At 36.6% G+C, this 22,564-nt stretch carries 18 protein-coding genes; 6 read left to right on the forward strand and 12 right to left on the reverse strand.

The genetic code is table 11. The features are described from left to right. Window positions 1–77: 77 nt before the first annotated feature. From FTU70_RS03345 to FTU70_RS03370, 6 genes are read left to right on the forward strand one after another with little or no spacing between them, the layout of a single operon-like run. A complete protein-coding gene (locus tag FTU70_RS03345) occupies window positions 78–293 on the forward strand; it encodes a helix-turn-helix domain-containing protein (protein ID WP_180059998.1) in 216 nt (71 codons plus the stop codon). Between the two features lie 33 nt (window positions 294–326). Further along, window positions 327–3,383, forward strand: a complete 3,057-nt coding sequence (locus FTU70_RS03350; RefSeq protein ID WP_180060000.1) for a type I restriction endonuclease subunit R — start codon at window positions 327–329, stop codon at window positions 3,381–3,383. Continuing rightward, the gene (locus FTU70_RS03355; protein WP_180060001.1) at window positions 3,380–5,011 is read left to right on the forward strand and encodes a class I SAM-dependent DNA methyltransferase; all 1,632 of its coding nucleotides are present in this window, start codon (window positions 3,380–3,382) and stop codon (window positions 5,009–5,011) included. Before FTU70_RS03350 ends, FTU70_RS03355 begins: the two co-directional genes overlap by 4 nt. Further along, a complete protein-coding gene (locus FTU70_RS03360; RefSeq protein ID WP_180060003.1) occupies window positions 5,008–6,237 on the forward strand; it encodes a restriction endonuclease subunit S in 1,230 nt (409 codons plus the stop codon). The genes FTU70_RS03355 and FTU70_RS03360 overlap by 4 nt, the downstream gene beginning before the upstream one ends. Before the next feature lie 53 nt (window positions 6,238–6,290). Further along, on the forward strand, window positions 6,291–7,304 hold the full coding sequence (locus tag FTU70_RS03365; RefSeq protein ID WP_180060005.1) for a DNA-binding protein: 1,014 nt from the start codon (window positions 6,291–6,293) through the stop codon (window positions 7,302–7,304). A gap of 2 nt (window positions 7,305–7,306) precedes the next feature. After that, on the forward strand, window positions 7,307–7,753 hold the full coding sequence (locus FTU70_RS03370; RefSeq protein ID WP_180060007.1) for a type II toxin-antitoxin system death-on-curing family toxin: 447 nt from the start codon (window positions 7,307–7,309) through the stop codon (window positions 7,751–7,753). Window positions 7,754–7,771: 18 nt separating this feature from the next. Here the strand turns inward: FTU70_RS03370 and FTU70_RS03375 are convergent, their stop codons facing one another. From FTU70_RS03375 to ribBA, 12 genes are all read right to left on the reverse strand, one after another. Beyond that, complete coding sequence (locus FTU70_RS03375; protein WP_180060009.1) at window positions 7,772–9,376, reverse strand: Tn7-like element transposition protein TnsE; 1,605 nt, start codon at window positions 9,374–9,376, stop codon at window positions 7,772–7,774. After that, entirely contained in the window at window positions 9,351–10,892 is a 1,542-nt protein-coding gene (locus FTU70_RS03380; protein WP_180060011.1) for a TnsD family Tn7-like transposition protein, read from the reverse strand. The genes FTU70_RS03375 and FTU70_RS03380 overlap by 26 nt, the downstream gene beginning before the upstream one ends. A gap of 13 nt (window positions 10,893–10,905) precedes the next feature. Then, window positions 10,906–12,552, reverse strand: a complete 1,647-nt coding sequence (locus tag FTU70_RS03385) for an AAA family ATPase (protein WP_180060013.1) — start codon at window positions 12,550–12,552, stop codon at window positions 10,906–10,908. Then, entirely contained in the window at window positions 12,553–14,643 is a 2,091-nt protein-coding gene (locus FTU70_RS03390) for a DDE-type integrase/transposase/recombinase (protein WP_180060015.1), read from the reverse strand. It abuts the gene before it with no gap. Then, the gene (locus FTU70_RS03395) at window positions 14,627–15,460 is read right to left on the reverse strand and encodes a TnsA endonuclease N-terminal domain-containing protein (protein WP_180060017.1); all 834 of its coding nucleotides are present in this window, start codon (window positions 15,458–15,460) and stop codon (window positions 14,627–14,629) included. The genes FTU70_RS03390 and FTU70_RS03395 overlap by 17 nt, the downstream gene beginning before the upstream one ends. A 152-nt stretch (window positions 15,461–15,612) precedes the next feature. After that, window positions 15,613–17,454, reverse strand: coding sequence for a glutamine--fructose-6-phosphate transaminase (isomerizing) (glmS, locus tag FTU70_RS03400; RefSeq protein ID WP_180060019.1), 1,842 nt, complete (start codon window positions 17,452–17,454; stop codon window positions 15,613–15,615). A 12-nt stretch (window positions 17,455–17,466) separates the two neighbouring features. Beyond that, window positions 17,467–18,831 (reverse strand): bifunctional UDP-N-acetylglucosamine diphosphorylase/glucosamine-1-phosphate N-acetyltransferase GlmU, encoded by a 1,365-nt coding sequence (glmU, locus tag FTU70_RS03405; protein WP_180060021.1) that lies wholly within the window; start codon window positions 18,829–18,831, stop codon window positions 17,467–17,469. Window positions 18,832–18,849: 18 nt separating this feature from the next. Then, entirely contained in the window at window positions 18,850–19,371 is a 522-nt protein-coding gene (locus FTU70_RS03410; RefSeq protein ID WP_096902633.1) for a phosphatidylglycerophosphatase A, read from the reverse strand. Further along, window positions 19,337–20,266, reverse strand: coding sequence for a thiamine-phosphate kinase (thiL, locus tag FTU70_RS03415; protein WP_004974348.1), 930 nt, complete (start codon window positions 20,264–20,266; stop codon window positions 19,337–19,339). The genes FTU70_RS03410 and thiL overlap by 35 nt, the downstream gene beginning before the upstream one ends. Before the next feature lie 25 nt (window positions 20,267–20,291). Next, entirely contained in the window at window positions 20,292–20,741 is a 450-nt protein-coding gene (nusB, locus tag FTU70_RS03420; RefSeq protein WP_004974349.1) for a transcription antitermination factor NusB, read from the reverse strand. 4 nt (window positions 20,742–20,745) lie between these two features. After that, complete coding sequence (ribE, locus tag FTU70_RS03425; RefSeq protein WP_004974350.1) at window positions 20,746–21,216, reverse strand: 6,7-dimethyl-8-ribityllumazine synthase; 471 nt, start codon at window positions 21,214–21,216, stop codon at window positions 20,746–20,748. A gap of 11 nt (window positions 21,217–21,227) precedes the next feature. Next, a complete protein-coding gene (gene ribBA, locus FTU70_RS03430; protein WP_096902634.1) occupies window positions 21,228–22,349 on the reverse strand; it encodes a bifunctional 3,4-dihydroxy-2-butanone-4-phosphate synthase/GTP cyclohydrolase II in 1,122 nt (373 codons plus the stop codon). Window positions 22,350–22,564: the final 215 nt, after the last annotated feature.

Raw genomic sequence — 22,564 nt, forward strand, 5'->3', positions numbered from 1 at the left:
AAAAGAGGATTATAAGCCGTGGATATATAATCCTCAAATGTTGATAGTTCTATTTTTTGAGCAATTGATTCAAGAATATGTCAGAACTAACAGTCTCTTTTGGTTTAAAGGTTCGGGAACAAAGAAAACTAAAAAAATTATCACAGGAAAAGCTAGCTTTACTTTGTAATATAGATCGTAGTTATATGGGACGAATTGAACGTGGAGAAGTTAATTTAACTATTGAGAAAATATACGAATTAGCAAAATGTTTAGATGTTTCAGCGAAAGATTTATTGCCAGATGATGTATGATTATCGAGTAAAGAAACATTAAAAGAGGGTTCCATGAAGTTCAATGAAGATGCTCGCGTAAAAATTCCAACAATTCTTCATTTAACAAGGCTTGGTTATAAGTATCTTTCTTTAAAAAAACATACATGGGATGTGGAGTCTAATATTTTCCCTGAAATATTCTTGGAATCAGTAAGCCGAATTAATCCCTCATTTGAAAAAGATGATATTCAAAGAGAATTACAAGATTTAAAGCTAACTTTAGACAATGATGATTTGGGTAAAGTGTTTTTTAGCAAGTTGGTCAATCGTTCTGGTATCAAGCTCATTGATTTTGAAAATATCAATAACAATACATTCAATGTTGTTACGGAGTTTACTTGTCAAAACGGAGATGATGAATTCCGTCCTGATATTACAATCCTAGTAAATGGTATGCCTTTAGTCTTTATTGAGGTGAAGAAGCCAAATAATAAAGATGGTGTCTTAGCAGAAAGAGAACGAATAAATAAGAGATTCCAAAACTCTAAATTTAAAAGATTTATCAACATTACTCAGTTCATGATCTTTTCAAACAATATGGAATATGACAATGATGCTATTCAACCAATTATGGGCGCTTTTTATGCTACCCCGTCGTATCACAAACCAAGCTTTAACTACTTTCGAGAAGAAGAGATCTTTAATTTAACTCATTTATTGAGTCCTTTGACTGAGTCAGAAGAAATTCGAATTCTTAAAGACAATAATTTTGAAGTAATTAGAAATAGCCCAGAATTTATTACCAATAAAGATCCTAATAGACCTACCAACCGAATTTGTACATCTTTGTTAAGTCGAGAGCGCTTAACATTTATGTTGCGTTATTCAATTGCTTATGTGGAAACAGAAAATGGTGTGCAAAAACATATCATGCGCTATCCACAACTGTTTGCTACTAAGGCAATTGAAAGAAAGTTAGATGAGGGCATCCGTAAAGGAATTATTTGGCATACTCAAGGTAGTGGTAAAACAGCATTAACGTATTATAACGTAAAATTTTTGACGGATTATTATCAAAGAAAGAATGTAATTCCTAAATTTTATTTTATTGTGGATCGACTTGATCTACTACAGCAAGCACAGAGTGAATTTGCTAGTCGTGGACTAGTCGTACATACGATTAACTCTAGAGATGAATTTACCAAAGATATTAAGGCAACTAAAGTTATTCACAATAACAGTGGGAAACCAGAAATCACTGTAATTAATATTCAGAAGTTTGCAGATGATCCAACGATTGTGTCTACTAAAGATTACAATGTTGATATACAACGTGTTTACTTCTTAGATGAGGTACATCGTAGCTATAATCCTAAGGGCAGTTTTCTTGCTAATTTAGATGTATCAGATCGCAATGCAATCAAAATTGGTCTTACAGGGACTCCGCTATTAGGAAAAGACTACAATTCAAGATCTCTATTTGGAGATTACATCCATAAGTATTATTACAATGCTTCGATTGCTGATGGCTATACATTACGTTTGATCCGAGAAGATATTCAAACTAACTATAAAATTGCTTTACAAGAGGCATTAGCACAAGCAGAGGTTAAGCAGGGAGATGTCGATAAAAAAATAATTTATGCACACCCAACTTTTGTAGAACCAATGCTCGATTATATTGTTCAGGATTTTGAGAATAGTCGCGGTGCTTGTAATGATCCGACAATAGGTGGGATGGTCATCTGTGATAGTTCAGAACAAGCGAAACAGATGTTTGAAATTTTTAATACAAAATATAAAAAAGATAATGACATTTCTAAGACCGATACGTCTTATACAGAACACCTAAAGGAAAAAAATAAAGTCAAATCTGCCGCACTTATTTTGCATGATATTGGTGATAAACAAGACCGTAAAGATTGGATTGATGCCTTTAAAGCAGGGAAAATTGATTTTCTGTTTGTCTATAACATGTTGTTAACTGGTTTTGATGCGCCTCGATTAAAGAAACTTTATATTGGTCGCGTGATTCGAGAACATAACTTACTTCAGGCATTAACTCGTGTGAACCGTACTTATAAAGATTTTAGGTATGGTTATGTTGTTGACTTTGCTGATATTCGAAAAGAATTTGATGCAACGAACAAGGCTTATTTTGAAGAGTTGCAGGCAGAGTTAGGCGATGAGATGGATAGCTACTCGCATCTCTTCAAATCTAAAGAAGAAATTGATCAGGAAATTAGTCAATTAAAAGATTTGTTATTCCGTTTTGATACGCAGAATATGGAGTTATTTACTGATCAAATTCAGCAAATTTCTGACCGTAAACAGGTATTAGAACTTAAAAAGAGCTTAGCTGATGCAAAGAGCTTATATAATCTCATGAGGTTACAGGGGGACTATGAGCAACTTCGATCTTTAGACTTTGAAAAGATCAATATCATGTTCCGAGAGACAAGCAACCATTTAGATATGCTGAATTTAAAAGAGAGTATTGAAAGTGGTGAAGTCACTACGAATCTACTAAATTTAGCACTTGAAGATGTGATTTTTAAGTTTAAGAAAATTGCTGAAGAGGAGTTGGTTTTAGCAGATCAGCTTAAAGATACATTGCGTAAAACGAGAGAGGCTTTAGCAAGTAATTTTGACCAGCATGATGAAAAATTTATCAGCTTGAAGGAGGAACTCGAACGCCTTTTCAAAAAGAAAAAATTGAGCGAAGTAACTCAACAAGAGATGGTCACTAATATTGGTACTTTGCAACAAATTCATGAGCGAATAAAAGAGTTGAACCGTGCTAATAAGCAACTCAATGATAAGTACAAGGGCGACATTAAGTTCACACGTGTGCATAAGAGACTATATGAGAAGGGGGATGTTTCAAAGTCTGAAAGACAAATCTATGAAGCTTTAATTAGACTCAAACAGGATGCAGATGAACATGTTTTAGATAATGAAAATGTATTAAATAATGAAGCTTATTTTTCTCAGTTGATGATGTCAAACATTATTAAACGTTTTAAAAATGAACAGAATGTTGCGCTAAGTCCAGCCACAACAAGGTATATTAACCAGCTTGTGGTAAATGAGTACCTCAAAGAGTTCAATGGTGGTTCAGGGCAATGATAGAAATTCAGTTTCAGCAAAAAGTTAGAGAACTTATTGATGGTTTAAAAGCTATCTGTGCTAACTATGGACTTGGTAACGATGGTAATGAATTTAAAATTATCACACAGGCTTTTTTATATAAGTTTTTGAATGATAAATTTGCTTATGAAGCAAAAAAAGTGGAACCCAGTTTAGCTGAAGCTGAAAAATGGGAAGATGTGCTCTCAAACATGTCGGATGATGAGTTAGAGATGCTTGCATTACAGATGCCAGCAGATACAGCAATTCTCAAACCTCAGCACTTTATTAGTTACCTTTTCAGCCAACAAAATGAACCTGATTTTTCTAAACTTTTTGATGACACTCTAAGAGATATTTCTATTCAGAATAATGAGATTTTTGCAGTTCAAACCGATGGTGGTGCAAAAATTAAACTGTTTGATGAACTCAGCCAGTTTATTAGTGATTCATCTAAACGTGATGAATTTTGCAAAGCGATCATTAATGAATTAGTTGAGTTTAGTTTTGAGCGTATCTTTGATCAGAAGTTCGATTTTTATGCTTCTATCTTTGAATATCTGGTTAAAGACTATAACTCGAATAGTGGTGGTAAATACGCAGAATATTATACGCCGCATGCGGTTGCACGTATAATGGCCGAAATTCTTGTTCCTAAAGATCAGCAGGGACAAATCAAAAATGTAATTTGCTATGATCCTGCAGCAGGATCAGGCACATTGCTCATGAATGTAGCTCATGTAATTGGCGAAAATCGTTGTGCAATTTATACACAAGATATTTCTCAAAAGTCATCAAATTTACTGCGTTTGAATTTAATTCTGAATAACTTAGTTCATTCAATTCCAAATGTTATTCAGGGCAATACTATACTTCACCCTTATCATAAGGATGGAAGTGAGCTTAAAAAATTTGACTATATTGTTTCCAATCCACCTTTTAAATTGGATTTTAGTGATTTTAGGGATGATTTAGATACTAAGGCTAATAAAGAAAGATTCTTTGCTGGAATCCCTAAAATTAAAGTAAAAGATAAGGACAAAATGGAAATTTACCAATTGTTCTTACAACATATTATCTATTCATTGAAAGATGATGGTAAAGCAGCAGTAGTTTTACCAACGGGCTTTATCACAGCTCAATCTGGTATTGATAAAAAAATTAGACAAAAATTAATTGATGATAGGATGTTAGCTGGTGTTATTTCAATGCCGTCTAATATTTTTGCCACTACTGGTACAAGTGTTTCAATTATATTTATAGATAAAAATAACAAAGATAAGGTTGTTTTAATTGATGCTTCGAATTTAGGACAGAAAATAAAGGAAGGTAAAAATCAGAAGACCTTGCTAACTCTCCAAGAAGAAGAGAAAATTATTAATACCTTCAATAAAAAAATTGCTGAAGATGAATTATCTGTTGTTGTTAATTATGAGGATATATCTAATAAAAATTACAGCTTAAGTGCTGGTCAGTATTTCGAGGTGAAAATTGAATATGAAAATCTAACACCTGAAGAGTTTAAAATTAGAGTGGATGATTTTTCAAAAGTGATTGAAGAACTGCTTAAGAAATCTAACATGTTAAGTAATCAAATTAAAAACAGAATTACGGATTTTGAATTATGATTGAAATTCGTAAATATAAGTTTGATGAACTGTATTCCATGAGTTCAGGAATAACCACCTCTCCTGACCAAGCAGGACATGGTCATCCTTTTCTATCTTTTTCGACAGTATTTAATAATATTTTTATTCCTCAGGAATTACCAGATTTAATGAATACAGATGAAAAAGAACAAAAAACTTTTTCTATCAGAGCAGGAGATATTTTTTTAACACGTACTAGTGAAACGTTAGATGAGTTAGCTATGTCCTGTGTAGCCTTAAAAGACTATCCATGTGCTACTTTTAGTGGATTTGTTAAAAGATTAAGACCTATTGGTAGTGAGAAGGTTTATCCAAAATTTATTGCATTTTATTTAAGATCACCTATTTTTAGAAAAACTATCACAAATAATGCAGTTATGACATTACGTGCAAGTTTTAATGAAACAATATTTTCCTATTTATATGTAAATCTGCCTAGTTATAATGATCAAGTAAAAATAGGTGATTTTTTATATTCTATTTACGACAAAATAGAAGTAGATAAGTCACTAAAATTAAAATTTGAAAACTTTCTATCTACTATATATAGTTTTTATTTTATTAATTTTAATTGTTTAGATTCTGATAAAAATAAAAAATTAACTTTTAATAGTGTTTTAAATATAGATATACCTATTGGTTGGAATGTCGTTTCTCTTTCTGAAATCTGTGATATTAGAAAAGGAGATTTAATAACTGAAAAAATTGCGGATACAAATGGGTGTTATAAAGTAGTATCTGCGGGTATATCTAATTCTTATATGCATAGTGCATTTAATAGAGAATTTTATACTATTACAGTTAGTGCGTCGGGTGCGAGTGCTGGATATGTTAATTTTTGGAGAGAAAGAATTTTTGCGAGCGATTGTATAACAATTCGTGGAAATACAGATGCTTTAACCTTTTACATCTATGAGTATCTAAAAACAGTCCAGAATTATATTTTTAGCCAGGCTAGAGGATCAGCTCAGCCACATGTCTATTCTAACGATCTTTATAATCTAAAGATCCTAATCCCACCTAATGAAATTTTAGAAAGATTTTCTAATTTTGCTTTTATTTTAAATGAAAAAATAAGGAATGCTATTGAGGAAAATAACCAATTAACTACTCTATATAATTGGTTATTACCGATGTTAATGAATGGTTTGATTTCTATTAAAGAAGCTGATGAGCACGTAGCTAAAACTTTTGAACAAAATTAATAATAATTTTAACGTAAGATATTGGATTATAAGTATTTTTTGGAGATATTTAAATGGCAAAGGATTTAACAGAATCTATTCATGAGAGACAGAATATCCTTAATAATCGCTATGCTCTTCAGCAGGCTGAAGAACATTTAGATCTAGGTGGTATTTTTTATCAAGATGAAATGGTTTTTACCAAGCAACAAGTTATGTCTTTGTTTGAAATCAGTGATGCAACTATAGAACGTTACATTTCTAATCATGGTGATGAATTAAAGAATAACGGCTATCAAATTCTTCGCGGTCAAAAACTTAGAGATTTTAAGGACTTAACCCATGGTACCCTCATCAGTGAGGGTACCAAAACAAGTGTTTTAGGGATTTTTACTTTTAGAGCTGTGCTGAATTTGGGTATGCTCTTGACGGAAAGTGAGCAAGCTAGATTATTACGTTCGAGAGTCTTAGATATAGTGTTAGATGTCATGGCACAAAGGGCAGGAGGACATACTAAATTTATTAATCAGCGAGATGAAAATTATTTATTAGCAAGCTTTCAAGAAGAAAATTATCGTAAAAAGTTTACAGATGCAGTTGATAATTATATTGAAGGAAGTCAATGGAAGTATGCAAGATTTACAAACTTGATTTATAAAAGTATTTTCCAAGAGAATGCTACTGAGTACAAAAAAGTATTAAAACTAGCAGAACACGATAAAATTCGTGAAACTATGTATACAGAGGTTATTAATCTGATTGCTAGTTTTGAGGCTGGCATAGCTCATGAATTAGAGCTGGCTGGGCAAAAAAAAGGTAGTAAGTTAACGCAGAAAGAAGCAGAGAAACTATTTTTAGATTTTGAAAAACATCCATTGTTTACCCCACTTATTCTAGATGCTAGAACTAAGATGGCAAGCCGTGATTTATGTTTTAGAGATGCATTACATGAAAAATTAGAAGCTTATATTCAAGCTGTACCTGAAGCTGATTTTGAAAGATTCTTAGGTGAAAAGAGTAGATCTTTGCAAGAACAATTGAGTGATCCTGACACTTTAGCTGTGTTTAAGAGATTGAAGGATCGATAAAAATGGATAGTGCAATCATACGTTTTTTTTACTTTGATTTACATTATGCTATTGCTACACACGATTGGATTATTGAAAATACTGGTGGAATGGTTGGTATTAAAGATCAAGGTCAGTTAGAAAGCCCATTAGAACATATACAGAATGATTTATACTATCCTGAAATTGAGGATAAACTAACACATTTAGTTTTCTCAATTAATAAAAATCATGCTTTCCATGATGGTAATAAAAGATCATCTTTAGCATTAGGTGCATATTTTTTAGAGTTAAATGGCTTTGATTATGTCGTAAAAAGATTTGTTTATGAGATGGAAAATATAGCAGTATGGGTTGCTGATAATATTATTAATAAGGACTTATTACATAAAATTATAACTTCTCTTTTATATGAAGATGATTATTCTGAGGAATTAAAACTTGAAATATTTGCAGTAGTATCAAAATAATTCAAGAAAATTAATAGATCATTGATTAATGAGAACTTCAAGACGTTGTCTCCATCCTGCAAGTTCTAAGTCAGATATCTCTTGATATTTACTATCCATCCTAGGATGGTTTAACGTACTATTTTTAAAGCAAATATGCTTAAAGATTCCTTTCGGCCAACGTAAACATTGAGTAACTACTAACTCAAGTACTTTTGCTCGATCAAAGGTATTCCATTGATTTGCATCTTTAATCGATAAGACACGAGTTGAAAGGGGTTTCTTATTGTCAGAAGTGTCAACCTCTAAGATCACAATATTGTGACCATTGAATTGAAAACTCACTTCTGCCACACATCTAGGATTACCATCGGTTTTAACATGCTTAGAGTGACCTTGAATGTTAGGTAATTTATGGAGTTGGAAACTAAAATTTTTGATCGAATTCTCTTTGCAAAATAAATCAATCATTTGTTGAAATGCAGAAAATCGATCAAGGTATAGGTGAAGGTCTTCGGTCTCATCTTCAACGCCATTGAATTCAGCAGAGGGGATAGCACCTTCAAAAATAGGTTCATTGGTACTCACCTCCGAAGGCTCTTTGGTTAATGATAGTTCTTGATCTTTTTTACCATGATTTCTATGTCTAGATTTTTTAGAAGTCTTCCGAGTTTCAATTGCTTCTAGGAAATCGAAGTGTGTAGGAGCAACATCAATCATGTGGACATCATCACTGTTACCTTCATCATCATCTGTAATAGTAGATTCTTTACCATTATTTGTAGTCCCTGAAGAGTTTGCATCTTGACTACCCGATTTAGACTCAATAAATTTATCGCTATAGAACTCAACCTCTTTGGAAATACGGCTTGAGATATTTCTAAAACCTGAAATTTCATTCACAAAAAACTCAGAGGTTTCAGCTTTGTAATACCCATAAGCATCAAAGATTACTTCGCTAAGTTGAGGTGGATTAAAGCAAAAATTCCATAGACGGTATTGCTCAACGTCATAGCCATATCTCGCACAAAACTGACCGATACTTTCAAAAGATTGTCGAATATCTGGATCAATAAGAATCCACGCTAAGATTCGGCGTATTCCTGCATCATCAAAATGTGAAATGGGATAGGAACAAGCTGGCAAAATATTGATGAAATAATGATCAGGGTTTAAAACAATATCGAAATCGATACTCAAACTATTTTCTAAAAGTGCTGATCTTGCAAGATACGGGGTGTAGAAAAATAGAGATCTAGCAAGTTCAAATTGAGGAAGCTTAATTTTGATTGTTTCAGACATTGGCTGACTAGATTGATCAACACGGATTGCATCAAATATAAAACAATGCTCTACAAACTTTCCTTTTGGTACATTTGGATTATCGATAGAAGATTGCCAATCTTTAGTTGAACTAATTTGAAAGCGTAAATTGTAGCCTTTAGAATATTCTTGAGTAGGATTAATGTGACTATTTTTTCTCAATAATTTTGCATTAGAAAAATTCGTGTAAGTCGTTTCAGGTTCTTTACTTTCATTTTCCAAAGCTATGTTGATTGACCAAATACCTGAGTTATGCTTTTTGAATAAAGTACCGATCTTTTTTATTTTCATATTTTTATCTATGTGACTTATCTTTGCCATGATTGATCCATTTAATTTGATTTAGGAATTTGAGAGCTTCATTTGTTAGTCGTTCTTTGCTTAATCCAGCTTTACGCAATATTTGCCAACTAGCTTGACGTTGATTAAGTTCCTGAAATTGAATTACTGTCCGAGTAATTCTGCGAATTTGATAACTGCTAATATCTTCTGAAAAAGTGCTCAGAAATTTATTTGTTAGTGGTAGCTGATATAGGTTATTTTGCACTGTGGAGTATCGCGGTAGTTGCCTTAGATACCAGTTTCTAGATTGTCTAGGTAAATTCAAATCGTCTAATGATTTATGGAATATTTTGAACAACTGTCTTACCAGTTGCCAATCTCTCAGAGACCAATTGACCTTTTTACTACCTGATGTAGGTAAAGCGTGAAATTGACTATTTTGATTTAGCAGCCAAGTTTTATCATTGCGATAAAGCCATGCGTATACGGCTGCATTTTTGATTCTAGAAGGCTTTATTCCATATTCTTGAACCAATGATACCCATTCATTACGTTTAATTGAGAGCATTGAAATATCGTGGTATTCAGTACTCTGAATTTGTGTATCAGTATCGGAAGGAGTAGATGGAAACTGATGGATTTCGCTAAGAATGGCTGACCATGTCCAGCCTTTAGCGCAAAACGTCTCTAAGACAATAATATGCTCAAGATAGCTGAATGACTTGCGATGCTTTCTAAAAATAGCTTTAAGCCAACATGTTTCAGATTTCAGTTCATCTAATTGGTGTTGTTGTAACCATTTTAGATCCCATGTTTTTATAACGGCTGAATAAACTTTTGAATGATCAATGTGCTTAGAACCTTTGTTGAAACCCAATTGCTTTGCAATATGTTGATAAAATTGACTCCATTGATGAAATGTAGGTGATGTTGTTGGAGGAAGTTTTAGGAGTTCATCAACGCGCCTACTAACGATTAGATCTAATTCATGAGCAGGGTTAGCAAGTTGTTTCTGATTTAGGATAAAACTTGCAGGAATAAATTGATGTCGTCCATTCAAGTGGGGTGGTGGTAAAAATTCTGACAATTTAATTTTATGTTTGCTACAACAATTTGCGCCTTGGATGTACCAAACTCTTGACCAAAAAATTTCTCCATATTGGCGATATTGGTCTTCTAAGCAATGTTGACAATATCGATGTGCTGTTATCTGCTTAACTTTGGATGCAGCAACCCCTAATGCTAAATGGATAGAACCTTTTGATTGATTTCCTATCCATTGAAGGCATTTTAAACGTGTGTTTTCTGGAGAAAATAAAGCATGGATTGGAAAAAGTGTATGTTTATAAGCAAGATTTTCAAGCGTATAGTATGGTGGTAAATGCTTTAAAAGATGTATTAGGTGGCTAGGTAAATCAATCGTGGCAATGACCTTACGATTAGAAAATACTTCTTCGAGTAATTGCTTAGGACTTGTAATAGCATGGTGAATTCCAGCCCGTGCTATCGTGCTGTAAATTAATTCATTAGGATATGGTGTAGGAAAGTTCAACATGCTAATTCCACTATTACATTGATTGCACCCAAGTTTGAGTATCAAAAATCAAATCAGTTGAGTGAAGAACGTCATAAAAATTTTGAGATTTTTGCTTTTGAGAAAACTTAAACCTTAAATCATCTGACGGTAAGCTCATCCATTCACTTTGTTTTATTTTTTTGAGATTGATTTTTTCAGGTTTGGCTTCTTTATCCGCCTCAGCTTCAGTGAGCCAACTCGAAACGATAGGCATGAGTTCTTGCATATTAAGATGAGGGAAGTCGACAAAGGCTTTTTTGATTACAGCGATTACTTTAGATTCTGGATATCCAGTGGCAATCAGTAGGTTGTGTAATCTTTGTGCATGTATATTTCCGTTATATTGTTCAACTTTTTCATGTTCTTCTTCTATTTTTTTCTGAAGTAGAAGTAGTGTTTTGTCTACATATGGAATGGTTAAGTCGGAATATATTGCAATGCGATTTGGATCTCCAGACTTGAGTGCTTCTATCATAGGGTGGACAAATTTCAGTTCATCCTCATAGACTTGTCTCAGTAATCGAGGGGTGATCCTTTCTAATCCTGTCATGATCGCTCGACATTGAGCCAATACAAAAAGTTTGACGACTATGTCCAATACTCCTTGAGAAAGTTCATACCAGCAGTCTCGAATTTCGTCACTCAGTTGGTCTTTATTGGTTAGCCATTGGTATTTCCAAAGAGCATTGGTGAAAGCCACCCATTCTGTTCTAGTAGAGCTATTTGATGATGGGGGATTATTCTGCATTGGTTCCCATATAACAGCTCCGAAACCAGCCCCACGACGAGCTGAACGTAGATCTCCATCAAAGATAAATTTGGCTTTAGGTGTACCCACCATAACCACTGGTAAACCTACAACATTGATTAAGGTCACAAAGAAATTAAGCATTTTTTCAGCACCACCTGAATTTTTGACACTCAAATGCTGAATCTCATCAATAACAAGCACACCAATAGCGTAGGTATTGGTAATTTGGCGCATATAATTTAAAAGAGCTTCGATTCCTAATCTTTTTAAAGCTACTTTTCTTTCAAAATCTGTTCCTAATGCAACATCAATTGCTTTGAAAAAATGCAAGCATAGATTTTTAAGCGAACCATCATGAGGGCAGTCTATTTTGAGATAAACGAGTTGTGTAAAATTATATTTTTCATGATAAATCACTTGAGGGTAAAGGTTCAGAATACGATGTAGCGTTGTACTTTTACCGCTACCAGAGCATCCAATAAGGGAATAGCTTAATGCTGTAGATTTCGGGGCATCAAAGCGAAATGCGTTAATGTCCCCAGACATGATGCGCTCATAGCCGTTTTGCAAATGTTGATGCAATTTCCCGTCTGCAATATTGCGCCCTATATAGCCTTGACGAATTAATATTGCTATTTTTTGCTCTAATGAAATATGGCGAGTAATAGGTTGAAAAAATTGATGAAGAAGTTGGGATGAAAGGTGAATTCTTTCATTTTTAGACCTAAGAATATCTTGAGGATCAAAGTCTACTTTACCTATTAGGTTAGCTTTGATATCTGAAATTTCTTGCATGATTGGTGGGAGAGCTTCAATAAATGGATTGTCTTTATATTCACCGAAACTAGGTATGTAACGTGCTTGAATAAAATTTAAAGGCAAATTCATTTAATCATCCTCATCAAATAATTCATCAGTTAAATCAGGATATTGAACAGCTTCAACCTCATGATAAGTGCTTGGTGTTTTGGCTTTAGGCATAGGAATAATATTTGTATCTACTATTTCTTGCTGTTTTACCTGAGCTTTGCGTTCACTATTTTTTTCTTTTGATTTATTTGTAGATATTGCAGCGATACGTTCAGAGGGTTTAATTGGGCTTTTTAGATTTTTGGTTTTAAGTTTCTCACTGATGAAAGCTTCAAGTTCTCTCCGTTTTTTTGATGCTTCTAATTCATGCTGTACAAGGTTTTCTTTTTGAGCTTTTTGTTTTTCTTTTATTTCCCATAAAGTACAATCCAAGAATTCTCTAGATCGAGCAGAGAGAGTCCCTGTCCAGTATTCAAGACTATTATCCTTTGGAAAAATATAAATTTTATTCATTGAATATGGGTCATATGCAGCCTCAAGATTCTGGGGACGAGCATTTCCTGTTTTTCGATGCAGCCAACCAAGATCGAGTATTTCTTTCGCTAGATAGTAAAGACCAAATGCTTTAATACCTAAATCTGATATTGTGATTTTAGTACGTGGTAATAAGGCAATTCTAAGAGCTTCATCTGAAACACTTCGCAATTTTCCAGTTCTATTTTGAATGCCCCAATTCCATAAATATATGGGAATGGTTGGTAAGTCATTAGGCATATCAGCTTCACGATCATATGTCTTTAATACATGAAATTGGTTGTGTGAGATGATGCAGGCAAGAATGATTTCAGTAAATTGATGAATATTTAATGTTGCATCTTGACGGTAATCTCTCCCTCCAGCCTTTCTTACTGTAGTACCTTCAACAACACCTTTTCCTTTACCTTCTTTTTTGAAATAAGCTTGATAGGTATTGAAAGCTTGCTCTACGATGCCTTTAGCATCACCACGTCTAGCTGGTGCATTTTCAAGTCTCACAGCGAAGGTTTTTTCTAGTGCTTCAATTTGATAGCCTAGTAGTTCTCCTCGATCTGCGAGTAGGGCATCAGGCAGACCAACTGCTGGCCAATCTTCTGGCTGAATTGATATCCCATATTTAGCACAATAGCTAACTTTATCAGTCATTGCTGTGTTCAGTGCTTGTATCGCAGCTAAATATGAAGGTGATTCAAAACCAATATAAAAGCCTGTAACTAATCTACTGAAGACATCAATTACAAAATAAATAGTAGGTCTGCCAACGATACTTTCTGGATTTGAGTTTGAAACTAGGTAAATATCAGCAATCGTTGCATCAATTTCATAACGTGATCCAGGTCCCAATACTTGAGAACTAGAAGTAGATTGTAATGGTCGATAGTCCTTACGGTAGTTGGAAGTACTAATACGAGATTTAATACTTTCAATTTTTTTGAATTCCTTTTCGTAGTAATACTTAAACTGCCATATGGTCGGAATATCTGCTTCAGATGTATCTGGATAGAGATTTTTATAAGTGGTTTGAAATTTTCGATAGACAAATGGAAGCGAGTGTTTATTGTCCTTTAAAAAGAATAATTTAATAGTGCGATAGAAAAGCTTTTCAATTTCTTCATTAACATTGATACCTTGTTGTTCACTATTATAGATACGAGGGCGTCCTAATTTTTTGTCTTTAGCAATTCTTTTTTGCCCCTTAGCTCCACTATTTCTGTAATCAGGAAGTAATGCAGTAGGTGTTTGTCCTCTTTGCCAATATCTACGAGCTAAGCGATAAAGAGTTTGTTTGGTGACTTTATGCTTAGCCATGATTTCATTAATTATTTTTCCTCTTTGAGAGGGAATGAAAAATAATTCATGAGAGATTAGAGGATAAATAAGAGCGTAATTTTGATTACGTTTTATTTCTTGTGCAGATCCTTTTTCGGGCTGAAAGAAGGCAAGTGTCTCATGTGGGTCTACTGCTCTTTGGATACTACTATCTTCTAGACCTTTTAATATTTCTGTTTTAGTTATTTCGATAGGAAAAGCATTTTCAACTTCGAGATTAATCCAAATCACAGAGTGAGGCAGAATGGTTAGAATCCTAAATAAAGAACTTTCAAAACTTAATACTTCATTGATTTTCAGCATGAAGTACCTCATTCCAAATATTAAGTTGACCCAATTGAATATGATCTGTTTTTAGATCTTTAAAAGAAATATTGAGATCAAATATGAAATACCGATGAGCAAGTAAGTCTCTAATTTCTCTTAAAGACTGTCCTATTTCAAAATGATATTTTTGATCAATAGTTCTAGCTAATTCATTAATCTTTTTAGACTTATTTTTACTAAAAATTTCTGCATAAAAGTTTAGTTTATCTAACGTATCTTGTTCGCTCAGTTCTATAGTATTTATTGAGCTGTACAACCATTGAATGTTTTGGCTGACAATTTTTGGAACTTGGTGTTCAGTAAAGATATAAAAAGGAATGTTTTGCTGTTTCCAATATTGTCGTTCAATTTCTATTTTTTCTATCGTGCGTGGATCATTGAGAGCATTTGAATATTTGACTTGGACTACAAATTTAGGTGGTGTTGAATCATTTGTATCGACTAAGAAATCACTTGTCATGATTTGATAGTGTTTTCCAAATTTAGGGTGAGGGATTCCAATTGACTCAGCAATTTTTAAAGTTTGTTCGATGTCTAAGGGATATTGTTCTCTAATATCTATAGTAGTGGAATGCCATTCTAATAATAAAAAAGCAGAAAGTTCCAGATCAGAGAGAAGGTGATGAGTTCTTTGGCTTTTATGACCAAAAACTCGGTGAGATCGACCTTCTGAACTTACATCTCGAATTGTAAGCCAAGGCTTATAGCTATTTCCAAAACCCTGTCCTCGTCCTTCTTTAATCCATTTTTGAATTTTGAGTTCATGATTTTGTGTGTTCTTAAAGTTGACCATAAAAAAATCCACACATCATGCTGTTTAGAGCATAGCTTGTGTGGATTTTTTGAGCAATGCAGTATTACACTTTATTACTCAGTATGAGACTTTATTACTTGGTATGATTTTTTATTACTATCATACATTTAAATCATTGAATTTAATCAATATTATTCCACTGTTACGCTTTTTGCCAAGTTTCTAGGCTGGTCGACATCTGTACCACGTAAAACCGCCACATGGTAAGACAACAACTGCACAGGAATACTATACACAATTGGCGCAAGCAACGCGCTGACCTGTGGTACATAAACCACATGCTGGCGTTCTTTATCTGCAGGAATGCCGCTGTGTTCATCTGCAAATACAAACAGCTCACCACCACGTGCCTGTACTTCTTCCATATTGGATTTCAGTTTATCCAGCATGTCATCTTGCGGTGCTAAAATCACCACAGGCATGTCATTATCGACCAATGCCAATGGGCCGTGCTTTAATTCACCCGCAGCATAACCTTCTGCGTGAATATATGAAATTTCTTTCAGTTTCAAAGCACCTTCCAAGGCAATTGGGAATTGTGTGCCACGACCCAAGAACAAGCAGTGATTTTTCTCTACAAACAATTCAGACAAACGTAAAATTGCCGTATCATTTTGCAAAGTATCTAAAATTACTTTTGGTGTGTGCCACAAGTCTGCAATAATTTCCGCTGTTTCTGTCGCTGCAATTGCATTTTTCACCTGACCAATTTTGAGCACCAACAGCATTAATGCTGCCAACTGTGTCGTAAAGGCTTTGGTCGATGCCACACCAATTTCAGGACCCGCAAGCGTTAACAAACTATGGTTGGTTTCACGTACCATTGACGACGTTGCCACGTTACAAATGGTCATGGTTGTGATATCTAAACCTTTTGCAGCAGCACGTTTTTGTGTATCACGTAACGCAGCTAAAGTATCTGCAGTTTCGCCAGATTGTGAAATGCACACATACAACGTGTTATTCACAATGACTGGGGTACGATAACGGTATTCGCTGGCAATTTCCACATGACATGGCAAGTTAATCAGCTGTTCAAACCAATATTTTGCAATCATCCCTGCATGGTAGCTGGTACCGCAGGCAATAATCTGTACCTGTTGGATGTTGGCAAAATCAAGTTCAGCATCTTTCAGGAAATCTTCACGTAAAGCGTTGCCATTTAATGCTTGTGAAATGGTTTGTTGAATTGCTTCAGGCTGCTCATAAATTTCTTTGAGCATGTAGTGTTTATATTCACCTTTCGATGCATTGCTTACAGTTGCATCCAACTCTTTTACAGGGCGTTCAACCGTTTGACCGTTTACAAAAACTTCAATGCTGTCGCGAGTTAAGCGTGCGATATCACCTTCTTCCAAATACATAAAACGGTTGGTGATTGGCAATAATGCCAATTGGTCTGAACTGATAAAGTTTTCGCCAATACCGACCCCAATCACTAAAGGCGAGCCTTCACGTACCGTGATCAATTCATCTGGATAATCGGTATGGATAATTCCAAGTGCATAAGCACCTTTCAGTTGTGGTACGACTTGCTGTACTGCAGCCAATAAATTCGGTGCAGTTTTAAGGGCATGGTCGACCAAGTGCGCAACCACTTCAGTATCCGTTTGAGAACTGAACACATAGCCTAAAGCTTCTAGCTCATCTTTCAGTTCTTGATAATTTTCGATAATACCGTTGTGTACGACAGCAACATTGCCAGAAATATGCGGATGCGCATTGTTTTCTGTCGGTTTACCATGTGTTGCCCAACGTGTGTGTGCAATACCGAGTGAACCTGTGACTTGAGAATCAAGTACTGCTTGTTCAAGATTTGCTACTTTACCGACACGACGCTCACGCAAGACCTGACCTTGACTAATCAAGGCTAAACCAGCGGAATCATAGCCGCGGTATTCTAAACGCTTTAAACCTTCAATGAGGATATTGGTAATACTACGTTCTGCAACGCCACCGACAATACCGCACATAGGAACTTCCTCTTATTTTTTCAATTTCTGTGGACGTTGATAATTTTCTTTAGTGAACTGTTTAGAACGTTCCACAGCTAAACACTGTTCTGCAACATCACGGGTAATGGTCGATCCTGCCCCTACCGTTGCACCATTGGCAATGGTGACAGGTGCAACCAATGAACTATTTGAACCAATAAAAACTTGGTCACCAATAATCGTTTTAAATTTATTGGCACCATCATAATTACAAGTAATTGTACCTGCACCAATATTGCTGCCTGCACCCACTTCGGCATCCCCTAAGTAGGTAAAGTGGTTGGCTTTGGAGCCTAAACCAATTTGACTGTTTTTCACTTCAACAAAGTTGCCAATATGCACTTCATTGGCCAATATCGCACCCGGACGTAAACGTGAGAATGGACCAATTTGCGCAGCTTCACCTACAACCGCTTGGTCAAATACGCTATACGGCTGAACTTTAGTGCCCGCAGCAATTTTGGTGTTTTTAAGAATACAACCTGCACCAATTTCTACGCCATCACCTAGTTCACAATCGCCTTCAATAATCACGTTAATGTCAATGCGAACGTCTTTACCTGCAGTGAGATTACCACGTAAATCAAAACGGGTTGGGTCAATTAAATGCACACCTTGTTGCATGAGTTGCTTGGCTTGGAAGTTCTGGAATTCACGTTCTAATGCAGCCAATTGCACACGGTCATTCACGCCTTCTACTTCAAAAGCCAGTTGAGGTTCTACCGATGCAACTTCTAAACCATCGGCAATTGCCATCGCCACAATATCGGTCAGGTAATATTCACCCTGCGCATTGTTATTGCTCAGTTTTGGCAGCCATTCATGTAATTTGGCATTGCTGACGCAGTAAATACCCGTGTTGATTTCTTGAATTTGACGCTGTGCTTCAGATGCATCTTTATGTTCAACAATCGCTTGAATTTTACCGTTTTCACGCACAATACGACCATAACCCGTAGCATCGGCAAGGGTGAGTGTCACCAATCCAATTTGGGTTTCACGTGAAACATCGAGCAGCTTTTGTAAAGTTTGCTCTGTAATGCAAGGTACATCTCCCGATAAAATTAGGGATACGCCTTCATGTGGTAAAACAGGCAAAGTCACTTTGACTGCGTGACCTGTGCCGAGCTGTTCCGCTTGTTCGACCCACTGCACCTGTTCATGCGCAAACGCATTTTGAACCAAAGTACCGCCGTGACCGTAAATGGTAATAATATGATCGGCTTGTAATTTTTTTGCGGTATCAATCACGTGACCCAAGAGTGGGCGTCCTGCAAGAGGTTGTAATACTTTTGGTAAATTTGAACGCATGCGCGTGCCTTTACCTGCTGCAAGAATAATCACGGTGGTAGACATGTTGAATCCTAGTGATGGCTAAACCAAAGTAAAAGATAAATAAATATAAATACATAATGCGGCCCAAAGACCCGCAATAATATCGTCCAGCATGATGCCAAAACCACCCTCGACCCGACGGTCAATCACACGTATTGGCCAAGGTTTCCACACATCAAATAGTCGGAATAGGGCAAAACCCACAATTACCCAGACCCAGCTGATTTGATTGATAAAAATCAGGGGTAAAAAGGTAATCGATTGTCCTGCAAATTCATCCCAAACAATACGACCATCATCATGTACGCCCATAACCTGTGCAGTACGTCCACAGATATATATGCCAACGAGGGACATGATGGCAATGGCAAAAAGGCTTGGAATGAAACCAAGCGCGAACCAAATGGGAATGAACAGTAGGGCAAAGGCCGAACCAAAGGTACCGGGAGCTTTGGGTAGTAGACCTGAACCGAAGCCAACACCACAGCATACAATCAGTCGGTCAGTCCAAGACATGGCTTTGAAATTAATCGCGGGTTTTTGCAAAGTGTTGGTATCCATGAAAATGAAGTGAACGATCTACGCCATTCTGTTCAAAGCTTAAGCGGTTTTGATTGTTAATTTTGCCAATAATATGAATAGGGGTATTCAGCGGTTTTTGCAAAAGCTGCTGATAATTTTGTGGGCTTATTGTAAAGCATAACTCATAGTCATCGCCACCTGCCAAGGCATATTGCCACTGCTTTTGTTGTGGTAATTCGGTTAATGCAGCATCTATAGGCAGTTGGCTGAGTTCAATACAAGCACCGACCTGAGAGGCTTTGAGAATATGCCCTAAATCTTGTGCCAAGCCATCTGAAACATCAATCATGCTTGAAGCCAGACCTTTGAGTTGTTGTCCAAGTTGACAACGTGGTGTTGGGTAGTCGAGACGTTGTTTTAAAGGATGATCGAGATGATCTAAACCAAAAGCGGCATCACCGACTTGTCCGCTGACGCAAATATAATCACCGACTTGCGCGCCTGAACGTGGAATGGCATGTCCTTGTTCAATCCAGCCTAAGGCGGTAACGGAAATGGTGAGATGCGGGCTTTGTGTGGTATCTCCACCAATTAAACTTACCCCAAATTGATCGCAACAATCATGTAAACCCTGACTAAACCCTTTGAGCCAGTCGTGATCAATTTGGGGTAGGCTCAATGCCAATAATATACTGTGTGGGGTGGCACCCATGGCGGCAATGTCAGATAAATTGACCGCAACCGATTTCCAACCAATCGCATGTGGGTTGGTATCGAGGGGGAAATGTCGTCCAGCGACTAAAGTGTCGGCACAAATGACCAATTGTTGTTGCGGCGGAGGGGTGAGCAGAGCTGAGTCATCACCGACACCTAAATCGACTGCATCGGGACGCGGTCTGTTGAAATAGGTCTCAATAATGGAAAACTCAGCCATACAACAATCGACTCAATACTTTGAATTAGTTGCTTTGTTGCTTTTCTGCTGCACGTAAGCTGTTGGCAAGACGGTCTAATACACCATTGATGTATTTGTGGCTGTCTGCACCACCAAAGTGTTTTGCCAATTCAATCGCTTCATCCAATACCACACGGTATGGAATTTCCAGATGTTGTTCTAACTCATAAGCACCTAAACGTAAGGTGGCGAGTTCAACACCATCGAGTGCTTGAATGTCACGATCAAGAACAGGCACCAGTAATGCATCCAATGCTTCATGATTGGCAACCACTTGAGTCAACAATTCATGATAATAGCCGAGATCCACTTTGTGCATGGCATTTTCCACACGGGTACGTGCTTCAATTTCATGTACTGGATTGTGGCTCATCTGCCATTCATAAATACCTTGCACAGCAAAACGACGTGCTTTACGTTTTGCTGCATAAGTTGCTTGAAGTGTTTGCGACATAGCGTTAAATAGCCTTTAACAAGTTAACCATTTCAATTGCAGTTAAGGCAGCTTCACTTCCTTTATTACCTGCTTTTGTTCCAGAGCGTTCAATTGCTTGTTCAATACTATCCGTAGTCAATACACCGTTAATCACAGGTAAGCCAGTATCTAAACCAACCACACCTAAGCCTTTGGCACATTCGCCTGCAACAAAGTCAAAGTGTGGAGTGCTACCGCGAATCACTGCGCCGAGTGCAATAATGGCATCATAACCATTCGATGCAGCTAATTTTTTAGCCACAACAGGAAGTTCCCAAGCGCCTGGTGCATGAACAACGGTGATATTATCCTCTGATACGCCATGACGTTTCAATGTGTCAATTGCGCCATCAAGCAAATGCTCAACCACAAAACTATTAAAACGACCGACTAAAATCGCATAACGGCCTTCGCTAGCGAGATGTAATAAACCTTCAATACGGCGAATTGCCATAGCAACCTCGATTATTTCTCTGATGTTGGATCTGCGGTGATATATTCCACCACTTCTAAGTTAAAGCCTGATAAAGCATTGAAACGTAATGGTGAGCTGAGTAGCTTCATTTTTTCAACGCCTAAATCACGTAAAATTTGTGCACCCACGCCAATGGTTTGGTATTGCTGTGACAATGCAGCATTGGCTTTGCCTTGTTTCGGGGATTTAAGGCTGTCTAGAGCAGGGCCCAAGTCTTGCAATTGAGCTTGACCAATCCAGACCAAAACACCACGTTCACTGTTGGCAATTTCTTTTAAAGCACGGTCTAAATTCCAAGTTGCCGAACCATCTGCTTTTTTCAGCTTCAGCAAATCACGGGTTGGATTAAAACCATGCACACGTACTGTGGTAACGCCTTCTTTCGGCTCGCCTTTGACCAATGCCAAGTGAATGTCTGGGTTCCCCAGTTCACGGTAGCGATATAAGTCAAAAGTACCATATTCGGTGTCGATGCTTTGCTGATCCAAACGCTCTACAGTTTGTTCATTGGTCATGCGATAGTGGATTAAATCGGCAATAGTACCAATTTTTAACCCGTGCTTTTCAGCAAAAATTTCTAAATCTGGACGACGCGCCATCGTGCCGTCTTCATTGATGATTTCACAAATTACCGATGCAGGCTCTAAACCTGCCAAACGGGCAAGATCACAACCTGCTTCGGTATGTCCTGCACGGTGCAATACACCACCTGGCTGTGCCATGAGTGGGAAAATATGCCCAGGCTGAACAATATCGGCAGGCTTGGCATGTGCAGCGACAGCGGTTTGAATGGTATGCGCACGTTCTGCGGCAGAAATACCCGTGGTAATGCCTTCAGCAGCTTCAATCGACAAAGTAAAGTTCGTACCGTGTTGTGCACCATTGGCATCAACCATTAACGGTAGGTTTAATTGCTGGCAACGGTCACGACTTAAGGTTAAGCAAACAAGACCACGCGCGTGTGTGATCATGAAGTTGATATCTTCAGGGCGAACGTGGGTTGCGGCAATGACTAAATCACCTTCATTTTCACGATCTTCATCATCCATGAGGATGACCATTTTTCCTGCACGGATATCTGCTACAAGCTCTTCGACAGTATTGAGCGGCATCAACCTTCACCTTCTTATTTGTCTGAAACGACATTGAATGAGAGAGATGCATAGTCTAACGGTTTTTTACCTGTTTTGCCTATGCTTATCATTTTCATTGCGTGACTTATGGTTATACACAGTGTCATCAGGCTTGGAAAGAGGTGAAAAGGAGGATTTGCTGCGTTGCTGTAGATTGTTTAGGCAATTAAGATGAAATGCAAAATCTGTGAAAA

Source organism: Acinetobacter sp. YH12135 (genome assembly GCF_013418565.1).
Classification (GTDB): Bacteria; Pseudomonadota; Gammaproteobacteria; order Pseudomonadales; family Moraxellaceae; genus Acinetobacter; species Acinetobacter towneri.